Genomic DNA, 22,863 nt, shown 5'->3' with positions numbered 1-22,863 from the left:
GGAAAATTACGCTTCGTTGCTAAATTGCATCTAACCCGAGCTTGGCGGGATAATAAAAAAGGCGCGCCTGCTGGGCGCGCCTCGGGTGTGGGTGAGCGGGATGATTACGCTTCGGTCGTCGGCGGAACATCCATCGGCGGCGTGGTGTTCGCTTCGAGCTCTTCAGCCGTTTCGACGATGCGCGCGATGCCAAGGAGTTTGTCGCCTTCGGCGAGCGTGAGGAGTTTCACGCCTTTGCCGCCGCGGTTGACCTCGCGGATCGTGTTCACCGGGCAGCGGATGCTTTGACCCTTCGCGGTGAGCAACATGACTTCGTCGGTATCCTTGATGCTGAGCGCACCGGCGAGACAGATCGAACCGTCTTCCGGCAAATCGATCGCCCACACGCCGCTCGCGCCACGGTTGACGAGGCGGTAATCTTCGAAGCGCGTGCGGACGCCGAGACCGGCTTCGCTCGCCACGAGGAATTTCGCGTCGTGATCGACGACTTCGATAACGTCGAGGTAGTCGCTATCGAGTTTGAAGCGCATGCCGGTCACGCCGCCCGTCGCGCGGCCCGTGTCGCGGAAAAGGACTTCGCCGGACTCGGCGTCGCGTTCGCGGAAGCGGACCGCGAGGCCTTGGTGCGAGACGAGGATGAGTTCGTTGTCGCCGGTCGTGAGCACGGTGCCGATGACGCTGTCGCCTTCGGCCAGGTTAATTCCGATGAGGCCACCGTCGCGCGTGCAGTTCGCGTAGTCGGAAAGCGCGCTCTTCTTGATGACGCCACGCTTGGTCGCCATGACGAGGTATTGATCGGGCGCGAAATCTTTCACGCAAATCATCGCGGCGATCTTTTCGCCTTCGGAAAGGCGGAGGAACGACGAGACCGATTTGCCCTTCGAGGTGCGCGTGCCTTCCGGCGTGTCGTAAACTTTCTTGGCGTGGCACTGGCCGGTGCTCGTGAGGAACAGGATGTAGTCGTGCGTGCTTGCGGTGAACAAGTGCTCGGCAAAGTCCTCTTCGTAAGTCTCGGCGCCGATGACGCCCTTACCGCCGCGTTTTTGAGAACGGTAGTCCGCGACCGGGGTGCGCTTGATGAAGCCGAGGTGGGACACGGTGATGACGCAGCCGACATTCGGGATGACGTCTTCCATGCGGAGTTCGCCGGCATCGTCGACGATTTCGGTGCGGCGCGGGGAAGCGTATTTGTCCTTCAGCTCGAGCAGCTCTTTTTTGATCAACGCATTCAGTTTGGCCTCGGAATCGAGGATGCCCTGCAACTCGTCGATGAGCTTCATCAGTTCGAGGTATTCGGCTTCGATTTTGCCGCGCTCGAGACCGGTGAGCTGGTAGAGGCGCAGTTCGAGAATCGCGTTCGTCTGGATTTCAGAGAGCGGATATTTCGCCATCAAGCGCTGCTTGGCCTCTTCCTTGTCCTTCGAGGAGCGGATGATCTTTACGAAGTCATCGAGGTTATCGAGGGCGATGATATAGCCTTCGAGAATGTGGGCGCGCGCCTTGGCCTGGTTGAGACGGAATTGCGTGCGGCGCGTGATGACGTCGCGGCGGTGGTCGATGTAACATTCAAGGAGCTCCTTGATGTTCATTTGCTTCGGACGCTTCTTGTCGAGCGCGAGCAAGATGACGCCGAACGAGGATTCTAGGGACGTCTTTTGGTAAAGCTGATTGATGACGATCTGCGACTGCTCGCCGCGTTTCAGCTCGATGACGATGCGCGTGTTTTCGTCGGACTCGTCACGCAGATCGCGGACGCCCTCGATTTCCTTTTCGCGAATCAGTTCCGCAATGCGGAGGACCAGCGTGGCGCGGTTAACGTTATACGGAATCTCGGTGATGACGATTTGCTCGCCGCCGCCTTTCATTTCCTCGGTGTGCGCCTTGCCGCGGGTGCGGACGATGCCGCGCCCCGTCGTGAGGTAAGATTTAATGCCGGCGCGGCCGGTGATGTATCCGCCAGTCGGAAAATCCGGGCCCGGGATGTAGGTGACGACCTCGTCGACCGTGATGCTTGGATTGTCGATGATCGCGCACGCGGCGCCGATGATTTCGCCGAGATTATGCGGCGGAATGTTTGTCGTCATGCCGACGGCGATGCCGGTCGAGCCGTTCATCAACAAATTCGGCAGCGCGGCCGGCAACACGGTCGGCTCGGTGGTCGATTCTTTGTAGTTGGGTGCGAAGTCGACGGTGTCTTCCTCGATGTCTTTGAGGAGTTCCTCGGAAACGTTTTTCAAACGCGCTTCCGTGTAACGATACGCCGCGGGCGGGTCGCCGTCCACGGAGCCGAAGTTACCTTGCGGATCGATGAGCGGGTAACGCATGACCCAGGTCTGCGCGAGACGCACGAGCGTGTCGTAAACCGACGAGTCGCCGTGCGGGTGGTAATTCTTGAGCACTTCACCGACGACGCCGGCGCACTTGTCGAACGGGCGGTTGTGCAGCAGGCCTTCGCGCAACATCGCGTAAAGCACGCGGCGTTGCACGGGCTTCAAGCCGTCGCGCGCGTCAGGCAGCGCGCGGGAGATGATCACCGACATCGAATACTCGATGTAGGCCGACTGCATGATGTCGGTGATGTTGGCGGTCGTGAGTTTTTCGGAAGCGGTATACATTTAGGAATCTTTCTCGTTCTCTTAATCTTTCTCATTCTCTCGATTCATCTCTCGTTGAGAACGAGAAAGAGAATGAGGAACGAGAACGATTCTTGGGGTAAATTAAACGTCGAGGTATTGGACGTTGAGCGCGTTGTCTTCGATGAACTGGCGGCGGGGCGGGACCTCGTCGCCCATGAGCAACGTGAAGAGCGAGTCGGCTTTCGCGGCGTCGTCGATCGAGACCTTCAGGAGGCGGCGATTTTCCGGATCCATCGTGGTTTCGAAGAGCTGCTTCGGATTCATTTCACCGAGACCCTTGTATCGCTGAATGCTGAGGCCTTTGCGGCCATTGGCGCGGATTTGCGTCACGATATCGAGCGGCCCGAAGAGTTCGGTTTTGTTTTCCGATTTCTGGCCGGGATTTTCCGTCATCGTGTAGCGCGACTTGCCGGTCGCGGTGAGCGTGGCAACATCGAGGCCGGTCTTGGCGAGCGCGGTGAGGAGCTTCGCCATTTCGGTGCTCTCGAAAATTTCGTGAATGGTCACGCGTTTGACCGGGCCGAAACGTTTGTCGACGGGCTCGGCGGACGGTTCGATTTGCTCGGTGAGGTCGGCGTTGAGTTTGTGCTGCGCGAGGAAATCGGCGCGCGAGTGTTCGTCCTTTAAGAAATGGTGGCTCTCTTTGTTACCTTCGCGGATGCGGGCGACGTAACGGGGCAGCGCGTGCGTTTCCTGATTTTGCTGGTCGAGGTATTCCGTGAGCGAAGCGCCGTAACGCGTGACGCCGTTGCCGAGTTTTTCGAGGACGGCGAGATTTTCGACGATCTGTTCGATTTGGGCGGGCGCGAAGACGTGTTGATCGGAGATGCGCTGCAGCACGATTTCCTCGGAACCGAGTTCGAGGAGAATGCGGTTCAGCTGGTCATCGTTGTCGACGTATTGCTCGCGCTTCTTGCGCTTGATGCGGTAAAGCGGCGGTTGCGCAATGTAAACGTAGCCGCGCTCGATGAGGCCTTTCATCTGACGATAGAGGAACGTCAGGAGTAGCGTGCGGATGTGAGAGCCGTCCACGTCAGCGTCCGTCATGATGATGATCTTGTGGTAACGCGCTTTCGCGGCGTTGAACCCACCGATCGATTCGTCGCCTTCGCCGATGCCGGTGCCGCAAGCAGTGATGAGCGTGCGAATTTCCTCGTTGGAAAGCACTTTATCGAGGCGCGCTTTCTCCGTGTTGATGAGTTTGCCGCGGAGCGGGAGAATCGCCTGGAAGCGACGGTCGCGGCCTTGTTTCGCGGAACCGCCGGCGGAGTCACCTTCGACGATGTAGAGTTCGGTGAGCGCGGGATCGCGTTCGGAGCAGTCAGCGAGTTTGCCGGGAAGGCCGCCGCCGTGGAGCGCGCCTTTGCGGACGGTTTCACGGGCTTTGCGGGCGGCTTCGCGCGCGCGGGCGGCGTTGAGGGCTTTGTCGACGAATCGTTTCGCGATCGGCGGATTCGTTTCGAAATACATCATCAAGCCTTCGTAGGTCGAGGAACCGACGACGCTTTCGACTTCGGGCGAGAGGAGTTTAACTTTCGTCTGCGATTCGAATTTCGGATCGCTGTGCTTGATCGAGATGACCGCCGCGAGACCTTCGCGAACGTCGTCGCCGGTGATCTGCGGATCTTTATCTTTCAGCAGATTGTTGGCTTTCGAGAATTGGTTGATCGCGCGCGTGAGGGCGCTGCGGAAACCGGACAAGTGCGTGCCACCGTCAGGATTGTGAATCGTGTTGGTGTAGCAGAGAACCTGGTCGTTGTAGGTGTCGTTGTATTGGAGAACGACTTCGCAATGGATCTCGATCGGCTTGTCGTCGAGTTGCAGGTGGCTCTCTTTGACGATGCGCACGGGCTGCGGGTGTAGCGGGGTTTTGCCTTGATTGATCTGCTTAACGAATTCCGAGACGCCGTCTTTGTAGAGGTATTTTTCCGGTTTCGGATCGGACGGGCGCTCGTCGGTGAAAACGATCTCAAGGCCGGAGTTCAGGAACGCGAGTTCGCGCAGGCGCGTGGCGATGCGGGCGGAAACGAACACGGTGGTTTCTTTGAAAATTTCCGCGTCAGGCTTGAACGTGACGTAAGTGCCGGTGCCGCTCGCTTTGCCGATGACGGAAAGTTTCTTGATGGTTTTGCCCTGCTCGAAACGCATGTGGTGGACCTGGCCGCCGCGGGAGACTTCGACCTCGAACCATTCGGACACGGCGTTGACGCACTTCGCGCCGACGCCGTGCGTGCCGCCGGAGAATTTGTAGCCGCCCTGGCCGTATTTACCGCCGGAGTGGAGCGTGGTGAGCACGAGTTCGACGCCGGGCAGCCCGCTTTCCTTGTTGATATCGACCGGGATGCCGCGGCCGTTGTCGCGGATGCTGATCGAGCCGTCGACGTGAATGGTGACTTCGATTTTCGAACAGTGGCCGGCGAGGTGTTCGTCGACGGAGTTATCTAAAACTTCGGAAACGCAGTGATGGAGCGCGCGTTCGTCGGTGCCGCCGATATACATGCCGGGCTTCTTGCGGACTGCCTCAAGGCCTTTGAGCTGACTGAGTTTGTCAGCATCGTAGGAGTTGGCGATGGCGGGATTTGCGTTGGATTGCGTGGCTTCGTCTGAGGATGACATTTAGAGGTAAAATAGGATGCAAAAACATCACGAAGTTTACTGCTTCCGACAACTTATTTCTGCCCGAAAAAACGAGGTATTTTTAGTGTAAAAAAGCATGTTTTTAATCGTTGTCTATCAACGTTTAAAAACAGCAATAAAAAGGTTCCGGAAAACGCGCACTGAGAATCTGTTTTTGAGGCCGGCAAACGGTCGATTTTTAGGTTCAATTTTAGCGCGGATTTGAGGCGCGGGATAGTTTCGTTTGACCGGTTGCGCGCGCGTCGCACTGTGGGCGCAACATGGCTGCTCAATCGTTGGAAAAATTGCTCGTGCTTCAGGAACGTGACAGCAAGCGACTGAACTTCGAGCAGCAGCTCCAAGCCACCCCCCGCGAAATCGCCGCCATCGAGGCCAAGGTCGCCGCCGAAAAGGGTGCCATCGAAGCCGCCAAGAGTGAATGGCATGGCCTGGAATCGAAAAAGAAGCTCCTTGAGATCGAAATCAAGTCGACCGAGGAGAAAGTCGGCAAATACCGCACGCAGCAGGCGCAGGTGCGCAAGAACGACGAATATCAGGCCCTCACGCACGAGATCGACAACGGCCTCGCGGCCATCGGCAAATTTGAAGAGGAAGAGATCGGCGTGATGTTCCAGATCGACGAAGCGAAGAAGCGTTTCGCGGTCGCTGAGGCGGAGCTCAAAAACAATATCGCTGGCTACGAAGGCAAAATCCGCACGTTGCGTGATCGCGAGAAAAACCTCCGCGAGAACGTGAAGGAAGCCGAAGGCCTGGTCGCGGCGGCGCGTCCGGACGTGCCGGCGAATCAGATTAAAATTTACGACCGGCTCGCGGCCCGTCCCGGTCATCCGGTGTGCGTCACCGCAAACGGCGGGCGTTGTGGCGGTTGCCATCTGAAAGTGCCGACGCACCTCGAAGTGCTCGCGAAGAACGGCAACGGGACGGAAATTGCCACTTGCTCCCAGTGTGGCCGCATCCTCTATTGGCAATTCTAGTTTCGGAGCCAGATCTTCGCTCCGTGTTCTTTGAGCAGGGAGAGGAAAGTCCGGACACCATCAGGGCAGGATTCCCTTCGAAAGCGGGGACGTGGCGCTTCAAGGCGTCGCGATGGACAGTGTCACAGAAAATAAACCGCCGCGCGGGCAACCGCGAGGTAAGGGTGAAAAGGTGGGGTAAAAGCCCACCGCGCCGAAGGTAACGACGGCGGCACGAAAAACCCAATCCGGTGCAAGACTAAATAGGGGACTTGGCGGCCCGTCAGATAGTCCCGGGTTAGTCGCATCCCGAGCGTAGGCGAAAGCCCGCAGCTTGGGGAAGTCGCGTTTTCGGACGCACTTAGAGAAATGGAGATCCAGCCTTCTTCGGGAGGCAGACAGAATCCGGCTTAACGGCTTCGAAACTAGTTTTTTAGACCTCATGCGGGGCGGGTTGCTCAGGAGCGGCCCGCCCCGCGCCATTTTTGCCGGGCGGAGGCTGGCGGGGACCCGGGAAAACAATTAGCCCTTGACTCACCGAGGGGATTTTGGGTTTTTCACCGTTCTAAATTTTCCAAGCACCATGGCCAATACCAAGTCCGCAATCAAAGCCGCCCGTAAGTCCCTCCGCAATGCGGCGCGTAATCAAGCTACCAAGACCCGCCTGAAGTCCCTCGGCAAGGCTGCCAAGAAGGCCACCGCCGGCACCGATGCCGAAGCCTCCCGCGCCGCCGCGATCGCTTACATCTCCGCGCTCGACCGCGCTGTGAAGGCCAACGTCATTCACCGCAATGCGGCTTCGAATCACAAAGCGCAGTATGCCAAGGTGATCTTCGCGAAGAAGTAAGCTTCCGAACTCGATTCATTTTAAACCCGCGTGCTTAACCGCCGCGGGTTTTTTGTTGGCTGAAGTTGCCACGTCGCGGCTCTGGGCTTGCGGTGCGTCGTTGGCTGCGAAGATTCACGCGTGATGCCGCCCGCCAACGTTCGCCGCCATTTTTTGTCGTGGGAGCATCCGCTGCTGCCGCAGGCCGTGGAATTTCTGGCGATGGGCTGGAAAGGCGATCGGCCGCTCGACCTGTCGCATTTGCTCGTGGTGGTATCCACCAGCCAGGCCGGCCGGCGTTTGCGCGAAGGATTGGCGGCGCACGCGGCAAAATACCAGCAAGCTGTGTTCGCGCCACGCGTGTTGACGCCGGAAGTGTTAATCACGGCGCAAGATGCCGCGAAAATCGCGTCGCGGCTGGAGACGACGCTGGCGTGGATCGACGTGCTGCTCGATGTGGAATTGGAAGCGTTTCGCGAAGTGTTTCCCGTCGATCCGCCCGCGCGCAATTTTGCGTGGGCGCTGCGGCTCACGCAGCAATTCGTGAAATTGCAGGTCACGCTTGCGGAAGGTGGTTTGCGGATGGTCGATGTGGCGGAAAAGGCCGGCAAATTTGTCGAGTCGGCGCGCTGGCGGCAATTAGGCGCGTTGGAACAACTCCACGCCGAAAAACTAGCCGAAAGCGGTTTGGTGAACTCGGCCACTGCCAACATTGCGGCGGCGAGATCTCCCGCCGTGCCGGAAGGGGTGGATAAAATTATTTTGCTGGCGACGCCTGATCCGCTGCCGCTTGCGTTGCAAGTAGTGGCCGGCGTAGCGGAGACTATTCCCGTCGAGATCGTGGTGTTTGCGCCAGAGTCCGAAGCGGAAAATTTCAACGACTGGGGCCTGCCACGCGTGGAAACGTGGGAGCATCGCGTGTTCGATTTGCCCAGGTTTGCCGAGCACGTGCATTTGTGCGCGGATCCCGTGGCGCAAGCCGAGCGCATCGCGAAAGTGGCACGCGCTTACGGCCAGCCCGAAGGCCTGCTCGCGGTCGGCAGCGTGGACGCGGAGGTGTTGCCGCCGCTGGAAACTGCGCTGCGGGCGAAAAATCTACCGTCGTATAATCCTGAAGGTCGCGCGCAAAAACAGGCAGGGTTTTATCAACTCTTGCTCGCGCTCGCGTCGCTCGAAAAAGAAGCGACGTTTGAATCTGTGGAGACGCTGGCGCGGTGTCCTGATTTTTGCGCGAGCTTACGAACGCGGCTCGGGGCGGAGTTTTCGACGGCGCATTGGCTGGATGGGTTGGACGATTTGCGCGAACGCCATTTGCCGGCCACGCTCGCGGCGGCTCGCGAACACGCCAAGCTAAGTAAGCGACCGAATCTGAAATTAATCGCCGCGTTGGAAGTGGTCGACGAAGTGCGGGCGTTACTGCGGCGCGGAGATTTTGCGACGAGTGTTTCAAATGTCCTTTCGCTGATTTTCTCGACGCGCACGCTGGAACCTGGACGCGAAACCGATGGCGACTTGGAGGAAGCGATCAGCGCATGGATGGACGCGGTGCGCGCGTGCGCGGAAGCCTCGGGAAGGTTTGCGCGACTGAAGCGCGGGGATTGGTGGGAGCTGGCGCTGAAAACTTTTGGAGACACCCAACTCACGAGCGAAAAAACCGCCGGCGCGGTCGAATTGCAGGGCTGGCTTGAATTGCTATGGGAAGATGCGCCGCATCTCATGGTGGCGGGTTTCAACGATGGGCGCGTGCCGGAGGCGGTCGCGGGCGATGCGTTTTTGCCGGAATCGTTGCGTGAACGGCTCGGTTTAAAAACGAATGCCGCGCGGCTCGTGCGCGATGCCTACATCTTGCAAGCGATGACGTCGTCGCGGCGAGAGAGCGGGCGTTTGGATGTTTTGTTTGGAAAAACCTCGGTTTCGGGCGACCCGATTCGTCCGTCGCGGTTGTTGCTGCGGTGTGCGGATGCGGAATTGCCGGAACGCGTGAACTTTCTTTTCCGCGAACCTGAGCTCGCGGGACAAAACGTGCCATGGGCGCGCGCGTGGAAACTCGCGCCGCGTCAGGCGGATTCGCCGAAGCGCGTTTCGGTGACCGCGTTGCGTGGCTGGTTGAAGTGTCCGCTGCGTTTTTATTTTCGCACCGTGCTGGAAATGGAAGCGGTCGATCCGGTGAAAAGCGAACTCGACGCGCGCGATTTCGGCACGCTTTGTCACAGCGCGCTCGAGGCGATGGGCAAGGATGAGGCGATGCGCGATTCGCAGGACGAGGCGGCGTTGCGCGAATTTTTAACTACCCATTTTGATCAGGAAGTGCGCCGGCGTTTTGGGGTGGAACTCACGCTGCCGCTGCTCGTGCAAGTCGAGTCGGCGCGTCAGCGGTTGAGCAAAGCGGCGGCCGTGCAGGCGCAGGAACGCGCGGCGGGCTGGGTGATCGAAGAGGTGGAGCGGAAATTTGAATTGCCGGTGGGCGAGGTAATCGTGGCGGGAAAAATCGATCGCATCGAACGCAACCAACTCACCGGCGCAGTGCGCGTGCTCGATTACAAGACTTCGGATTCCGCGGTGGCTCCCATCAAGGTGCATCTGGATAAACCCGATGAGAAAACACCCGAATGGGCGCTTTTCCAACTCAACAGAAAGGAAGTCGCGTGGACTGACCTGCAATTGCCGGTTTATCTCGAAGCGCTCGCGGCGGCTGGGTTTGGCCGCGAAGTTACTTGCGGTTATTTTAATCTCCCGAAAGCGGCCGGCGAAACCGGACTCGAATTGTGGGAAGCTTATTCGCCGGAGTTGCGCGATGCAGCGTGGCGCTGTGTGCAAGGCGTGTGCGCAGCAATCGGTGCCGGCGAGTTTTGGCCGCCGCGTGAACTCAAAGGCTGGGATGCGGAGCTCGATGATTTTGCATCGCTGTTTCATCACGGCGCGGCGGCGAGTATTGTGTGGAAGGAGGCGAAATCATGAGCGCGTCGCGGCATTCGATGATCCTCGCGTCGGCGGGATCGGGGAAGACGTTTGCGCTCACGAATCGTTTTGTGCGCTTGCTGGCGGAGGGCGCGAAACCGGAGCGAATCGTGGCGCTGACGTTTACGCGGAAAGCGGCCGGCGAGTTTTTCGATGAGATATTGCGGAAGCTCGCGGCGGCTTCGATAGACGAAGAAAAAGCGCGGCAGCTCGCGGAAGATATCAAACATCCTGCGCTGGGTTGCGCGGACTTTTTGCGGATGTTGCGGGCGGTGACGGATGCGATGCCGCGGCTGCGGCTCGGCACGCTCGATAGTTTTTTTGCGCGGATCGCGCGGACGTTTCCCTTGGAACTCGGCTTGGCGGGAGATTTTGAGATTTTGCAGGAGTATGCGGCGCGACTGGAGCGTCGTCGCGTGTTGCAACGGATGTTTGCGCGCGCGGGCGAACTCGATGCGGCGCAAAAAGAATTTATTGAGTCATTCAAGCGCGCGACGTTTGGCCGTGAAACGAAACGACTCGGGGCGCAGCTCGATGAATTTCTGGATCGTTATCAGGAGATTTATCTGGGCGCGCGCGATGGCGAGCTCTGGGGAAATGCGGAGCGCGTGTGGCCGGAAGGCGCGGAATGGTTGGCGGCGAAAGTCGATTTGCCGCTCGCGGAGCGAGCGCTGCGGATGTGGATGGGCGAAGCGGGCCTTGCCGATAAACAGCGCGAGCGTTGGGAAAAGTTTTTGCAGGCGTTGCCAGAGTGGTCGCCGGGGGCGGTGTTGCCGCGCGAGATTGTTTACGTGCTGGAGAAAGTGCTCGCGGCGTGGACGGAGATAAATTCCGGGCCTGCGCAACTGGAGTTCGATCGGAAGAAACAGGAACTCAGCGCGTCGGCGTGTGCGGCGTTGCGTGAGATCGCGCGGCATGTTGTCGGGGGCGAATTAAACCGTCGCATCGAAGTGACGCGGGGCATCCATGCGGTGCTGCGCGGTTACGAAAATTATTATCACGATTCGGTGCGACGCGCGGGTAAATTAACGTTTGGTGATGTGCAGCGTTTGCTCGCGCCGGGTGCCGACGTGCCGGAGCTGACGCAGGGCGAGTTGTCGGAGGGCGATAACCGGCTGGCGATCGACTATCGATTGGATGGGGAGATCGATCACTGGTTGCTCGACGAGTTTCAGGATACGAGTCGCGGGCAATGGAGCGTGTTGGAAAATCTCGTTGATGAAGCGGTGCAGGATGAAGCGGGCGTGCGGAGTTTTTTCTGCGTCGGTGATGTGAAGCAGGCGATCTTTACGTGGCGCGAAGGCGACCCGCGCCTTTTCCGGGAAATTTTTAGTCACTATAATACTTCGGCGCCGGACTTGATCGCGCAGGAACATTTGGTGGCGTCGTGGCGGTCGGGGCCGCCGTTGATCGAGATGGTGAACCGCGTGTTTGGTGATAAGGCGGCGTTGGAAAATCTTTTTCCCGGTGCGATGTCGAATGCGTGGAATCAGGAGTGGCGCGAGCACAGTTCGGCGGTGGAGAAACACACGGGACAAGCTGCGTGGTTGCACGCGGAGGATGAAATTGCGCGGCGAGCGCTGCTGCTGGATCTGTTGCGCGAAGTGAACCCGCTGGAACGCGGATTGAGTTGCGCGGTGCTCGTGCAGACGAACAACGAAGCGGCGGAGTTGGCGGATTTTCTGAGACGCGAAGGCGGGTTCCCGGCCGTGGCGGATTCGGATTTGTATGTGTGCACGGATAATCCGGTCGGCGCGGCGCTGCTGGCGTTGGTGAAAGCAGCCGCGCATCCGGGCGATCGTTTGGCGCAGGAACATTTGTTGATGACCCCGCTGGGTGCGGCCTTGAAAAAAGCCAGCATCCTTGCGCCGGAACAATTGAGCGAGCGCGTGCTCGGGCAAATTTACGCCGAGGGGTTTGAGCGCACGCTGGAAGGCTGGTGGCGCGAGATTGAGCCGAACCTGGCGAAGGACGATGCCTTTAGCCGGTTGCGCGCGCGTCAGATCATCGCGGCGGCGCGGGTGTTTGACGAAACGGCGAGCCGCAACGTGGCGGAGTTTATCGCCTTCATGGAGCGTCACACGGTGCGCGAGAGCGAAAGCGCGGCGGTCGTGCGCGTGATGACGATTCACAAATCGAAGGGACTGGGTTTTGACATGGTGTTTTTGCCGGACTTGGAGGGCAACAAACTGGATCAAGCCCGCGATGGTCCGGCGGTGCACAAGGGTGGCGACCGCACGGTGGAATGGGTGCTGGATTTGCCGCCGAAACTTTTCTGGCAGAACGATGCCACGCTCGCCGAACACATGCGCGGAGCGGAGGCCGAGGCGGGTTACGAATCGTTGTCGTTGCTTTATGTCGCGATGACGCGCGCCAAGCGGGCCATGTATGTGCTTACAAAGCAGCCCGGTGATTCGGTTTCGAAAAATTATCTTCGCGTGCTGGCGGAGACGTTGGGATCCGATTCGGGCGAAGTGCGCGTGGGTGCGTTGAAATTATCTGGTGGTTGGTCGACGGGAGATGCGGATTGGCATGCCAAGTTGGCGGCTGCGAAACCAGCTGAGAAACCGGCTGGCGAAATAAAATTGGTCGCCGTCGAGGAACGCCGCAGTGCCCGCTTGTTGGCGCGCAAGCCTTCGGGACAGAAGAAGAGTGTGTTGCGCATCGCGCCTTTGTTTTCGGTGGAAACGGGAGCGAGCGCGGATTTCGGATTGGCGGTGCACGCGTTGCTCGCGGAAGTGGAGTGGGGTGTCAGTGCTTCGGAATTAGGTGAAGCGTGGCAGCAGCGGGGCGTGTCGGATGATGTTTTAAACGAGGCGCTGGAATGTGTGCGCGCGCCGGCGTTGGCTGAGCTTTGGGAGAAGCCGCGTGGGGCGAATATCCAATTGTGGCGCGAACGGGCTTTCGAGGTGGTGTTGGGCGGCGACTGGATCACCGGCGTGGTAGATCGCGTGCTCGTGGAGTTGGACGCGACGGGGCGGCCGGTGCAGGCGGTGGTGTTTGATTTTAAGACGGATCGCGTGACAAAAAAGGGTTTGCCGCAGGCCATGGCGCGTCATGAGGCGCAATTAAACGTCTATCGAAAAGTGGTCGGTGTGCTGACCGGATTGCCCGTGAATGCGGTGGATGCCGAGGTAGTGTTCACGCAACTGCGAGTTCGGTGCCGGGTGCCACTGGAGAAGGGGTGAAAATTCGGGCTTTACACCGAGCCGCAGGATTCGCAGGTTTCGCCCTTAACACTTTAATCTATGGGTAATCTGAAAAAGAAACGGCGTCTGAAGATGTCGAAACACAAACGCCGGAAGCGCCTTAAGGCAAACCGCCACAAGAAGCGCACGTGGCAGAAGTAAGCTGATACGCTTACGGCCCATTCATGCTGCAAACCCGTCTACGGACGGGTTTTTTTTTGGCGGGTTCGTGGTAAAACATGTGCCAAACCATTGAGTTCTGAAATTGGGTGGGGGTTTTCATCTTGTCAGGATGGTGAGCAACAATTAGCAATCAACACGCACACCACTTTCGTTTGGGGCTATGCGCCGATGCCGTCGCTCCATCCGTTTTGAACCAAGCACTCACCCAATTTTCGTATCCCCGCACTCCGCATGTTCAAAGCGAAGAAATTGAAAGGCTTCGGTGTCGAAATCGGCGAACAGTCGACGTTTTTAGCGCGATTGAGCCAAGCCGAAGCGCCGTTGGTGGTTGAAGAGCTCAAAGAGATTGCGTCGACGGATACGGCGGCGATTGCCGATTGGGTAAAGGCGAGTCCCGGGAAAGGTGCTACTGGCTACGTGCATGCAGCTTGTGGAATTTATCCGGCAAAACGTTTAGTGCGTCGGCAAACGCTTGATCTTCGGAAAATCAAGGATCCGGAATACTTTAATGAGGTTTATGCACAGCAGTTTCGCATCGAACCGGACAAGTATACCATCAAGCCGCTGAATCCGGAAGACGGCAGCGATTATGATTTGGCCAAAGGCACGCAGAAAGAGGTGCTGTTTGCTGGGTTACCGTCCGAAGAAATCATCGCGGCGCAGGAGAAACTTTTGCAGCTGGGGATTTATCCGGAACGGCTCGAATTGGCGAGCGTGGCTATGCTGGGCGGTTTGATTAGCTATCTGAAATTCAAGCAGAGCAAAGCACCGGTGTTGCTGCTCGAGATGGGCGAGGAAATGACTCAGAGCTACATACTGTCCGCGGATGGCGTGGACGTCTCGCGACCGATTTTCAGCGGGATCTCGGCGATGATTCCAGTGGTGCAAGCCGAGTTGGGTTTGAAGGACGAAGAGTCGGCCAAGAAACTTTTCTACTCCAACACGTTTGATTTCACGAGCATGGGTGGGGCGTTGGTCAAAAAGCTCATGAAAGAGCTTCAGTCTTCAATTGGTTTTTACGAGGTGCAGACCGGTCAATCGATCGGCAGCGTGCTTTGCACCCAGCTTCCAGTGAGCTTGAATTGGCTTGGCGGCACGATGGCGGGTTCTTTGGGCGTTACGCAATTTAAGCCGGATCTGATTCCCTGGCTTGAGTCGCGGGGCATCAAACTCGCGGATGGGGTTGCTCCGAATCCGCTCGATGAACGCTGGATGGGATTATTCTCATTAATCGCTTCTTACCACACTCCCAATGGCGCTTAATTTTTCATTTGGAAAAAAAGGTGATGACGAGCCGGCGGTGGCGCCGTTGTGGCATGCGGATTTCCGCGATGCGACGCGTTTGCCGGACACCAAAGTGGTTCGCACGACGTTCTTTGTTAACACCGCAGCCATCGCAGTTGCGCTCGGGTTGCTCATGTGGGTGGGTCACGGCGAAATCACGCTGCACAATCTGAGGGATCAAACGCAAGCGGCGCAGACCCAGATCGACACCAACACAAAGCAGAATAATGAGGCGATTAAGTCGTCGGCTGCTTTCTTGGCTGAACAAAAGAAATTGGATGAAGTGGAGGCTTTTCGCCAAGCTTCCATCGGTCCGACGGAGTTTATTTCCTTAATCGCGCAAACTATGCCTGCCGAGGTGGTAATTGAAATGCTGGATATGCGTTATGAGGAGGCGGCGAAATCCTCGACGTTTCAGATGCGCGCACTCGTTGCGGGATCGTCGGATCAGGCGAGCGGCTTGGCTTCGAAATATGTCGGGACACTGCGCGCTGCTCCGCGATTTAACGATATATTCGAGTCTATCTCTGAATCGAATTTGAATCGCAATACTTCGGGCGGGTTTTTGTCCATGGATGTTTCGTTTAAGACGAAACCTGTGGGAAAGGAGAAAAAATAAAATGACCTCCGCTGATTTGGTCGCGACTCTCAAAAAGCACCCGTTGGGATTTCTGTGCGGTTTGATCGCGATTGTGTGCTTGTTTTGGATTTTCTACTTCCGCAGTGGCGAGAACGATACCTTGCAGTCCGAATATGATACGAAATCGATGCAGGCCTCGAAGATGGTAACAAACGTCCGCAATGCGGATAAACTTTCGCAGCAACTTGCTGAAATGCAGGCAATGACGAAAGAATTGGATTCGCGCCTGATCAATTCCAGTCAGCTGGCGGTGAACCTCCAGTATTTTTACCGTTTGGAGGCCGAGACTGGAGTTAAGTTTAACGATGTCCGTCAGAACACGCCGCCGAAGACGGCCAAAGCCGGTTTAAGTTATGTGGGCATTCCCTATTTCGTGTCGGTGCAAGGTTCCTATCAGCAAGTCATGCTCTTCATTAAGAAACTCGAAAGCGGCCCGCACTTTGCGCACTTCATCAGTTTGAATTTTGCCAAGACCAGCCAAGGTTCGGAATCATCCCAGACTGACAGTTCGAAGGCGATGGTGGTTAGCATCAATTTGGAACTCCTCGGCAAGCCATGAAAACCCACTTGCTCAATAAAACCCGTAGCATTGCGACGTTGTTGTTGATGGCACTGGTATGGGATTCAGCGGAAGCTCAAGTCGTCAATCCGAGCGTTCGGCAAACGGCATTGGATCGTGCGAAACGAATGCTCTCACCAAGGGAAATAGTGGTGCCGGCAACTAGCCCGTTTCACTCTGATGCGTTTAATGAATTAGTTGGCTTGGTCGACAAACCAGTGGTCGCCACTGCTGGGCCAGCTGCGCCGCGTAATAACCGCGAACTTCTGCAGGCGATCGCGAGCGGTTTGAAGCCTTCCGGGTATTTCGTGATCAGCGGAGCGCCGACGCTCGTCTTCGGTCAAAAGCGCGTCAAAGCAGGCGGTCTTTTGACTATTAACTTTGAAGGCACGGAATACACTTTAGAAATCCTCTCCGTTGACCGCACTAACTTCACTGTCCGGCTGAATCGTGACGAATTCACCCGGCCGATCAAATGAGCATCCCGATTATGAGCATCCGACGCACACTTATTCCCGCTCTCCTCGCCACGGCGATGACAGCCTTGCCCGTGATGGCCCAAACCGAGACGCCGCCACCGCCAGCCGCCACGACTGCGGTCACAGTCGAGGGCGCTGCTCCGGTCGCAACCTCGGCGACGCGTGATCGCGATACGCTTTCCGTAGATTTCCCAGATGAAGATATCCGCACGATCCTACGTAACGTCGCCGATCTCTTTGAATTGAATCTGGTGGTGCCTGATACCTTGACGGGCAAAACCTCGATCAAGCTTCGCGATGTCACTTGGCGCCAAATTTTCCAAGTGGTGCTTTCGCCCATCGGCTACACCTATGTGGAAGAGGGTAATATCATCAAAGTCGTGAGTAACGAACTGCTCACGCAAGAGCCGGTTTCGACCGACGTCTTTATTTTGAACAATGCCAAAGCCGCCGATATCAAGCCGACCGTCGATGGCTTGGTCGATCCTGCCGTGGGTGGTAAAATCTTTATCGATGCGCGCTCCAACGCGCTCGTGATCACCGAACGTCCGACCCGCATGAGCCGCATCCGCAGCATCATCGAGCAGCTGGATCGCGCGACCGATCAAGTCATGATCGAATCGAAGTTCGTCGAAGTCACGGACCGTGACATCCGCGATATCGGTGTGAATTGGGCCGGTTTGCAAAACTTCGGATTGAGCGCGGGCCAGATGACGAAGGAATTTGAGAGACGGCGCGAAGATGTGCGGAATGAAGCGGTTGATTACGGCACCTCATTTAATCCTATTACTGGAACTGTGACGAGCTTACCAGGCGGACATGTTACCCTGCCACCTACGGCAACTGGAACAACATCACCACTCCCGGGGTTGCCTTCAAACACCATCCAGAATGCCTACGGCGATTCATTAAATGCCATTACTTCTGCGGTCTTTTCCGCCTCCGATTTCAACGTCGTGCTTTCCGCTCTGAAGAGTCGAACGAATACGAAAGTTGTGTCGAATCCAACGGTGGTGACGCTAAACAACTCCGAAGCCGTTCTGAACATCGGTCAGGAATTTCCTATCCCGAGCTACACTTACAATGCGGAACGCGGCACATTCGAAGTGTCTGGGTTCACGTATAAGCCGATCGGCGTGATCTTGAAAGTGACGCCCCAGGTGAACAGCCAAGGACTTATCCGTTTGAACCTTGAGCCCGAAATCAGCCAGCAAGCTGACGAAACGACCTTCGGCGGTGCCGGTGGTGCTCAAATTCCGATCATCTCGACGCGCAAAGCCAAGACGCAGATTTCCTTGAAGAACGGTTATACGGTAGGCATCGGCGGCTTGCTCAGTTCCCAGCAAAGCCACGGGGGCACCAAAGTTCCGGTGCTCGGCAGCATTCCGCTGCTTGGGAAATTATTCTCATCGAAGAGCGTGAATGACAATGCGACGAACCTCCTGATCTTTATCACCGCGAAGACGGTGAATGCGGACGGTGCGATGCCGACGGACATTTTCACGGCGAGTTCGTTGCAAGCCGCGGAGATGGATCCAACGCAGTTTGGCAAGCACCTCGAGAAAGTAGAGCGCGCTGAAAAGACGAAGTAATCAGCCGTTCGAATTCAATTTCAACCCGCGCCAACCAGCGCGGGTTTTTTATTTGGTGAGGCCGACAGCCGCGCCGAAGCATTCATTCCGTGTGCGCTGGGCACGAAATGAGCACCGAATATGAATCCGCGTCTGTTACCACCATCCACTTACAAACCCTTGCGCATACTTCACGGCGAAAACCCCGAGATTTTTCGCCGCGTGCGCGGCAAAGCAGGGCAGCAGTGAGTCCTGCGAGTTTCCCGGCATAAACCGCACAAAGTAAAACCATAGCGAGCCGGCGAACACCACCCCGGTGCTAAACCAGGCTTTGGTCGTGAATTGCCAAGTGAACCACTCGTCCCAGCGCCACACTTGCAGTGCCTGCCAAGCGGACGTTGCCCCCATGTCCCAACTCCACAAAAACGGGTGCAAAATCGCGAACACCAGCGAAGCCCCGACCACGCTCATCATCAGCTTGGAACGGCCGCGCTTATCGATTACGAGATACCCGCGAAAAATAAGTTCTTCCACAAATGCGGCGGCCAACGTGTAGAGCCCGAATAAAACCGTGATGCTGCTCTGCTCGTCGCTCACGCCGAGCGCGTATTCGCCGAGGGTTTCCCCGATGAGTAACGCCAACCCTCCCGCTGCTGCGATCAAGATTGCCAGCCGTGGCGCACTTGTCGCGCCGGGGAGGGCGCGGGGGTTTGGTTTGCCTTGCTTCGCGTCGCGATAGTCATCGAGCCAGATTTTCCCCGCATAGCCAGCGGCACCTAACATCACGAGAAGCAGCAGCGGGTTGTCTTGTCCCATGAACCGACAAAACGTTATCGACCCTATCAGTGGCAAGACTGGCTATAGTATTTGTTAGCCATTTAGAGCGTGCCGCTTAAGTTTGCCCGACTGCCGGCCCATGAATGCCACCGATCTTCTTCCTCCTCGTGATTTCAATGCGCTGTTCAAACGCGTGACGCCCCAAATGGCGGCGCTTGATCGCTTCATGCGGGATCAGGTGCAAAAATTCGAGCCGGAGATTCGCGACATGGCCGCCTACTGTCTTGATACGACCGGCAAGCGGCTGCGTCCGACTTTGGTTTTCGTGAGCGGCTGGCAAGGCGACGGGATCGTTTCCGATGAACTTGTTCGCGCCGCGGGCGTGGTGGAAATGGTGCACCTCGCGACGCTCGTGCACGACGACATCATGGATCGGGCTGAGATTCGTCGCAACCGCCGCACGGCCGCGCGCGAGTTTGGTCCCGATGCAGCCGTGTTGTTGGGAGACGCGCTTTTCTCCCAAGCACTGCATGTCGCTTCGCAATTTCCCACGACCGAGGTGTGCCGGATGGTGTCGGAGTCGACGCGAAAAGTGTGTTCGGGCGAGATCATGCAGACGCTGCGTCGGCGGGAGATTAACATCTCTCACGAGGAATACCGGCGCATGATCGACCTGAAAACGGCCGAGCTTTTCCGCGTATCGTGTTTTTTGGGCGCGCGCCTGTCGGGTTATGCGGAGGCGTTTGCTGACGCGGCGAATCTTTTTGGCCATCATCTTGGCGTCGCTTATCAAATCTACGATGACCTCGTGGACTTCGCTGGAGAGGAGCAACGGATTGGCAAAACTCTCGGCACCGATTTAGCGACGGGTAAGCTCACGCTCCCGCTCATGCTACTCTTGGAACGCGTTTCGGAATCCGAGAAAAACGAAATCATTACCGCGATTCGCGGCGGCAAACCGCTCGGGTTAGCGGCCAGCCAGCAGCGCATGCAAGAACTAGGCATCGCGGGCGGTGTCGTGCTCGCGATCGAGAAAGAACTGGTGGCTGCCACGGCGGCTCTCGCGCCTCATGCTGAGCTTCCGCCGGTAGCGCTGATGCTACAACTATGTGAAATGCTGCGTTCGCAAGTCGCGGCCTTGCAACCGGCACCTGCGGTAAAATAGTTTCCGTTTGCCTGACTCAACGTCCGCGCTAAACGTATCCCTTTCGCGATGAATTTGTCCCGAGTCTTCACCAAGACGATTGTCTCCTCGCCTGAACGGCAGCAGGAGGCGGACGCTGATTTGGTTATTGTGAAGCGGGTGCAAGCGGGCGACGTCGCCGCCTTTGACGCGCTCATTAAGAAATACCGCGAACGCCTGTTTGGCGTGGTCTACAATTTGACGGCAAATCGCGAGGATGCGTCGGATTTGACCCAAGATTCTTTCATCAAAGCGTTTCAGGCCATCAATCGCTTTCAAGGTAACTGTTCTTTCTTCACCTGGCTCTATCGCATCGCGGTTAACACTACGTTAAGCCACCTCCGCAAGAACAAGATGCGCACTTTTTTCAGCCTCGAAAAAATCAACGAAGAGGGGGCCAGCGCGCAAGTCATCGAGCAATTAACCGACAAAAACGGGGCGGATCGGGATACTTACCTACGCGAGCTTCAGGAAAAATTGAACGAGGCCATGCAAAAACTGTCTATCCCGCACAGAACAGTGATTACTTTATTTGAAATCGATGGGCTCAGCCACTCTGAGATCGCCGAGGTGATGGATTGCTCCGAAGGCACCGTCCGCTCCCGCCTCCATTACGCCAAGCAAGTGCTGCAAGGCGAACTTTCGAAATACATCCGCTAATTCCGCAATGCTTCCTCCCGATCAACGTCCGAAAGTCACCCTCGAAAACCTCCTTCAGCTGAAACGCGCCGAGCGGCCCGCCGAGGAATTTTGGAGCACCTTCGAGCGCGAGCTCCGTCAAAAACAGCTCACCGCGTTGATGGAGAAACGTCCCTGGTGGCAATCGCTGCCGATTATTTTCAATTCGCGCGCGTATTTCCCAGTCGGGGCGACGGCAATTTTGGCCTTCACGTTAGTGTCGGTTAAATTTTACAGCCCGTCCGAGAGCGCCCAACTCGATGGCAGCATGATTTCGGTCGCCCAAGAGAATCGTTCGAATTCGGACGCTTCCGCGCAACCCTCTGGCGACATCGCTCCGATTGCGGTGCCGGAATTGTCGAATAACGCGCCGGTGTCGGCTCAATCCAGCCAACCCTTACAAGTTGCTTCGATCGAAGTCCCGGTTTCGACAAGTGCGCAGGTAGAAGTTCCAATGTTGGCCGCTTCCACGGTGATTGAAACACCTTCTGCTCGTTCGATTGCCGCGAATCTCGCCCGCTTGGAACAGTCCGAGCCTGAGCTGATCGGCTCCGTGCTTGGTTCGCGTCTCAGTCCGGTCGCCCGCGTGCAAACCGCAGCCCTGCAAACGGAAGAATTTGCTTCGGTGCCGACGGGTGATTCGAAGCGCACCCGGTTGCTGGCGCAATACAGCGACCGTCAACTCCAGCCCCAAGCGGATGCGCCGGCGACTTCGAGTGATCGTCTGAATCGCCGCCTCGATGCGGAACTTAACGATCGCATCACCCGCGTGGGCCTGCGTGGCGATCAGGTTTCTCTGAAATTCTAAGCTGAGTTCAGTTCGCTCTCGCTCTTTGAAGACCCGCCAATCGGCGGGTTTTTTTTTTTTGAGTTTCGAGACGTTGCGACGTAGTCTTCGCCCATGCGAAACGAACGTGATTCGATGGGCGAGATGGCCGTGCCAGACGACGCTCTCTACGGTGCCTCCACACAGCGAGCCGTGTTGAATTTTCCGATCAGCGGCACGCCGCTGCCCGCCGCTTTCATTCATGCGCTAGGTCTGGTAAAAGCTGCGTGTGCCCTCGCGAATGAAGAACTTGGCTTACTCGACCCGGGCAAAAGCCGCCTGATCCAACAAGTCGCCCAAGAGATCGCGGAAGGAAAACTCGACGCGCATTTCCCCTTGGACGTGTTTCAAACGGGCTCCGCGACCTCGACCAACATGAACGCCAACGAGGTCATCGCGAACCGCGCAAGTCAGCTCAGTTCCCAGCCCATCGGTTCGAAGAAACCGCTGCATCCAAACGACGACGTAAATCTCGGGCAGTCCTCGAACGACATCATTCCAACGGTTCTCCACGTGAGCGTGGCGCTGGCCTTGAAAGAATCTCTCGTGCCCGCGCTCGACGCACTCGCGGTCGCACTCACTAAGAAATCCGAAGCCTGGAGCGGCCTCGTGAAAATCGGCCGCACGCACTTGATGGACGCCACGCCGCTCACGCTCGGCCAGGAATTTTCCGGTTACGCCGCGCAAGTGAACAAAGCCGCCGCGCGCTGCCGGCGTGGGATCACGACGTTGAGTGAACTCGCCGTCGGCGGCACTGCGGTCGGCACGGGAATTAATACACACGAGGCCTTCGGTGGCACCGTGGCTCGCATTCTCACGCAGAAAACCGGCCTGAATTTTCTCGAAGCGGACAACCATTTCGAAGCGCAAGGCGCGCGCGATGACTGTGTCGAAGTCGCGGGTCTGCTGGTGGCGGTCGCGGCAAGCCTGACCAAGATCGCGAACGATATCCGCCTCCTCGGTTCTGGCCCGCGAGCCGGCTTCGGCGAACTCAAGTTGCCTGCGACCCAGCCGGGTTCGTCGATCATGCCGGGAAAAGTGAATCCCGTGATGAGCGAGATGCTGGTGCAAGTTGGGCTCTACGTGGAAGGCTTGTGCCACACCGTGCAGCGCGCCGGTCGCGAAGGGCATTTTGAGCTCAACGTCACGCTGCCGCTGATGGCGCATTGCTTGCTCGAATCGATCCGCTGCCTCGCGAATGCGGTGCGCACGTTCAACGAGCAATGCATCGCGGGCCTTGAGGCTGATGCGGAACGTTGCCGCGAACTCGTCGACCGCTCGCTGATGTTGGTGACCGCGTTAAATCCTCACATCGGCTACGACAACGCCGCGAGCGTTGCGAAAGAAGCCCTAACTTCGGGGAAAACGCTTCGCCAAGTCGTGCTTGATCGCAAACTCATGGACGCTGCTTCGCTCGATCAAGCGCTCGAACCGCTTTCGATGACCAAGCCCGGCGCGAGCGGTCTGGCTGGCGGTGGAGGTTAA

Annotated in this window: 17 protein-coding genes and 1 other RNA gene; 15 read left to right on the top strand and 3 right to left on the bottom strand. The window is 57.4% G+C overall.

The window, feature by feature from the left end; translation table 11 throughout:
- Window positions 1-104 precede the first annotated feature (104 nt).
- Together gyrA and gyrB are read right to left on the bottom strand one after the other, a co-directional pair.
- Window positions 105-2,615, bottom strand: a complete 2,511-nt coding sequence (gene gyrA, locus ACRRQW_RS04775) for a DNA gyrase subunit A (RefSeq protein ID WP_438480117.1) — start codon at window positions 2,613-2,615, stop codon at window positions 105-107.
- Between the two features lie 102 nt (window positions 2,616-2,717).
- Complete coding sequence (gene gyrB / locus ACRRQW_RS04770) at window positions 2,718-5,252, bottom strand: DNA topoisomerase (ATP-hydrolyzing) subunit B (protein WP_438480116.1); 2,535 nt, start codon at window positions 5,250-5,252, stop codon at window positions 2,718-2,720.
- A gap of 281 nt (window positions 5,253-5,533) precedes the next feature.
- Here gyrB and ACRRQW_RS04765 point away from each other — a divergent pair, with 281 nt between their 5' ends.
- From ACRRQW_RS04765 to ACRRQW_RS04715, 11 genes are all read left to right on the top strand, one after another.
- Window positions 5,534-6,247 (top strand): zinc ribbon domain-containing protein, encoded by a 714-nt coding sequence (locus tag ACRRQW_RS04765; RefSeq protein ID WP_438480115.1) that lies wholly within the window; start codon window positions 5,534-5,536, stop codon window positions 6,245-6,247.
- Window positions 6,248-6,655, top strand: an RNA gene (gene rnpB / locus ACRRQW_RS04760) — RNase P RNA component class A.
- A gap of 154 nt (window positions 6,656-6,809) precedes the next feature.
- Window positions 6,810-7,073: a 30S ribosomal protein S20 gene (rpsT, locus tag ACRRQW_RS04755; RefSeq protein WP_438480114.1), complete on the top strand. Its 264-nt coding sequence runs from the start codon at window positions 6,810-6,812 to the stop codon at window positions 7,071-7,073.
- A 123-nt stretch (window positions 7,074-7,196) separates the two neighbouring features.
- On the top strand, window positions 7,197-10,010 hold the full coding sequence (locus ACRRQW_RS04750; protein WP_438480113.1) for a PD-(D/E)XK nuclease family protein: 2,814 nt from the start codon (window positions 7,197-7,199) through the stop codon (window positions 10,008-10,010).
- Window positions 10,007-13,198: a UvrD-helicase domain-containing protein gene (locus ACRRQW_RS04745; RefSeq protein ID WP_438480112.1), complete on the top strand. Its 3,192-nt coding sequence runs from the start codon at window positions 10,007-10,009 to the stop codon at window positions 13,196-13,198. The genes ACRRQW_RS04750 and ACRRQW_RS04745 overlap by 4 nt, the downstream gene beginning before the upstream one ends.
- A gap of 60 nt (window positions 13,199-13,258) precedes the next feature.
- Window positions 13,259-13,360: an AURKAIP1/COX24 domain-containing protein gene (locus ACRRQW_RS04740; protein ID WP_083270211.1), complete on the top strand. Its 102-nt coding sequence runs from the start codon at window positions 13,259-13,261 to the stop codon at window positions 13,358-13,360.
- Between the two features lie 252 nt (window positions 13,361-13,612).
- A complete protein-coding gene (locus ACRRQW_RS04735) occupies window positions 13,613-14,644 on the top strand; it encodes a hypothetical protein (RefSeq protein ID WP_438480111.1) in 1,032 nt (343 codons plus the stop codon).
- Complete coding sequence (locus tag ACRRQW_RS04730) at window positions 14,634-15,284, top strand: hypothetical protein (RefSeq protein ID WP_438480110.1); 651 nt, start codon at window positions 14,634-14,636, stop codon at window positions 15,282-15,284. The genes ACRRQW_RS04735 and ACRRQW_RS04730 overlap by 11 nt, the downstream gene beginning before the upstream one ends.
- A 1-nt stretch (window position 15,285) precedes the next feature.
- A complete protein-coding gene (pilO, locus tag ACRRQW_RS04725; RefSeq protein ID WP_438480109.1) occupies window positions 15,286-15,864 on the top strand; it encodes a type 4a pilus biogenesis protein PilO in 579 nt (192 codons plus the stop codon).
- A complete protein-coding gene (locus ACRRQW_RS04720) occupies window positions 15,861-16,343 on the top strand; it encodes a hypothetical protein (RefSeq protein WP_438480108.1) in 483 nt (160 codons plus the stop codon). Before pilO ends, ACRRQW_RS04720 begins: the two co-directional genes overlap by 4 nt.
- Entirely contained in the window at window positions 16,340-17,935 is a 1,596-nt protein-coding gene (locus ACRRQW_RS04715) for a type II secretion system protein GspD (protein WP_438480107.1), read from the top strand. Before ACRRQW_RS04720 ends, ACRRQW_RS04715 begins: the two co-directional genes overlap by 4 nt.
- 135 nt (window positions 17,936-18,070) lie before the next feature.
- Here ACRRQW_RS04715 and ACRRQW_RS04710 read toward each other — a convergent pair whose 3' ends face one another.
- Complete coding sequence (locus ACRRQW_RS04710) at window positions 18,071-18,730, bottom strand: CPBP family glutamic-type intramembrane protease (protein ID WP_438480106.1); 660 nt, start codon at window positions 18,728-18,730, stop codon at window positions 18,071-18,073.
- A 100-nt stretch (window positions 18,731-18,830) separates the two neighbouring features.
- On the opposite strand from ACRRQW_RS04710, the gene ACRRQW_RS04705 reads away from it, so the two are divergent.
- The 4 genes from ACRRQW_RS04705 (at window position 18,831) to ACRRQW_RS04690 (ending at window position 22,863) form a co-directional block, all read left to right on the top strand.
- Window positions 18,831-19,856 (top strand): polyprenyl synthetase family protein, encoded by a 1,026-nt coding sequence (locus ACRRQW_RS04705; RefSeq protein ID WP_438480105.1) that lies wholly within the window; start codon window positions 18,831-18,833, stop codon window positions 19,854-19,856.
- Window positions 19,857-19,904: 48 nt separating this feature from the next.
- Entirely contained in the window at window positions 19,905-20,534 is a 630-nt protein-coding gene (locus tag ACRRQW_RS04700) for a sigma-70 family RNA polymerase sigma factor (protein ID WP_438480104.1), read from the top strand.
- Window positions 20,535-20,541: 7 nt separating this feature from the next.
- The gene (locus ACRRQW_RS04695) at window positions 20,542-21,360 is read left to right on the top strand and encodes a hypothetical protein (protein ID WP_438480103.1); all 819 of its coding nucleotides are present in this window, start codon (window positions 20,542-20,544) and stop codon (window positions 21,358-21,360) included.
- A gap of 93 nt (window positions 21,361-21,453) precedes the next feature.
- Window positions 21,454-22,863, top strand: coding sequence for a class II fumarate hydratase (locus tag ACRRQW_RS04690; RefSeq protein ID WP_438480102.1), 1,410 nt, complete (start codon window positions 21,454-21,456; stop codon window positions 22,861-22,863).

Source organism: Oleiharenicola lentus (assembly GCF_051660365.1).
In the GTDB taxonomy this organism is placed as follows: domain Bacteria; phylum Verrucomicrobiota; class Verrucomicrobiia; order Opitutales; family Opitutaceae; genus Lacunisphaera; species Lacunisphaera lenta_A.
This window is presented reverse-complemented; position numbering and strand designations above follow the sequence as displayed.

Coding starts and splice junctions, on each gene's coding strand:
- gyrA (WP_438480117.1), bottom strand. CDS start 2,615: ATGTATACCGCTTCCGAAAAACTCACGACCGCCAACATCACCGACATC.
- gyrB (WP_438480116.1), bottom strand. CDS start 5,252: ATGTCATCCTCAGACGAAGCCACGCAATCCAACGCAAATCCCGCCATC.
- ACRRQW_RS04765 (WP_438480115.1), top strand. CDS start 5,534: ATGGCTGCTCAATCGTTGGAAAAATTGCTCGTGCTTCAGGAACGTGAC.
- rpsT (WP_438480114.1), top strand. CDS start 6,810: ATGGCCAATACCAAGTCCGCAATCAAAGCCGCCCGTAAGTCCCTCCGC.
- ACRRQW_RS04750 (WP_438480113.1), top strand. CDS start 7,197: ATGCCGCCCGCCAACGTTCGCCGCCATTTTTTGTCGTGGGAGCATCCG.
- ACRRQW_RS04745 (WP_438480112.1), top strand. CDS start 10,007: ATGAGCGCGTCGCGGCATTCGATGATCCTCGCGTCGGCGGGATCGGGG.
- ACRRQW_RS04740 (WP_083270211.1), top strand. CDS start 13,259: ATGGGTAATCTGAAAAAGAAACGGCGTCTGAAGATGTCGAAACACAAA.
- ACRRQW_RS04735 (WP_438480111.1), top strand. CDS start 13,613: ATGTTCAAAGCGAAGAAATTGAAAGGCTTCGGTGTCGAAATCGGCGAA.
- ACRRQW_RS04730 (WP_438480110.1), top strand. CDS start 14,634: ATGGCGCTTAATTTTTCATTTGGAAAAAAAGGTGATGACGAGCCGGCG.
- pilO (WP_438480109.1), top strand. CDS start 15,286: ATGACCTCCGCTGATTTGGTCGCGACTCTCAAAAAGCACCCGTTGGGA.
- ACRRQW_RS04720 (WP_438480108.1), top strand. CDS start 15,861: ATGAAAACCCACTTGCTCAATAAAACCCGTAGCATTGCGACGTTGTTG.
- ACRRQW_RS04715 (WP_438480107.1), top strand. CDS start 16,340: ATGAGCATCCCGATTATGAGCATCCGACGCACACTTATTCCCGCTCTC.
- ACRRQW_RS04710 (WP_438480106.1), bottom strand. CDS start 18,730: ATGGGACAAGACAACCCGCTGCTGCTTCTCGTGATGTTAGGTGCCGCT.
- ACRRQW_RS04705 (WP_438480105.1), top strand. CDS start 18,831: ATGAATGCCACCGATCTTCTTCCTCCTCGTGATTTCAATGCGCTGTTC.
- ACRRQW_RS04700 (WP_438480104.1), top strand. CDS start 19,905: ATGAATTTGTCCCGAGTCTTCACCAAGACGATTGTCTCCTCGCCTGAA.
- ACRRQW_RS04695 (WP_438480103.1), top strand. CDS start 20,542: ATGCTTCCTCCCGATCAACGTCCGAAAGTCACCCTCGAAAACCTCCTT.
- ACRRQW_RS04690 (WP_438480102.1), top strand. CDS start 21,454: ATGCGAAACGAACGTGATTCGATGGGCGAGATGGCCGTGCCAGACGAC.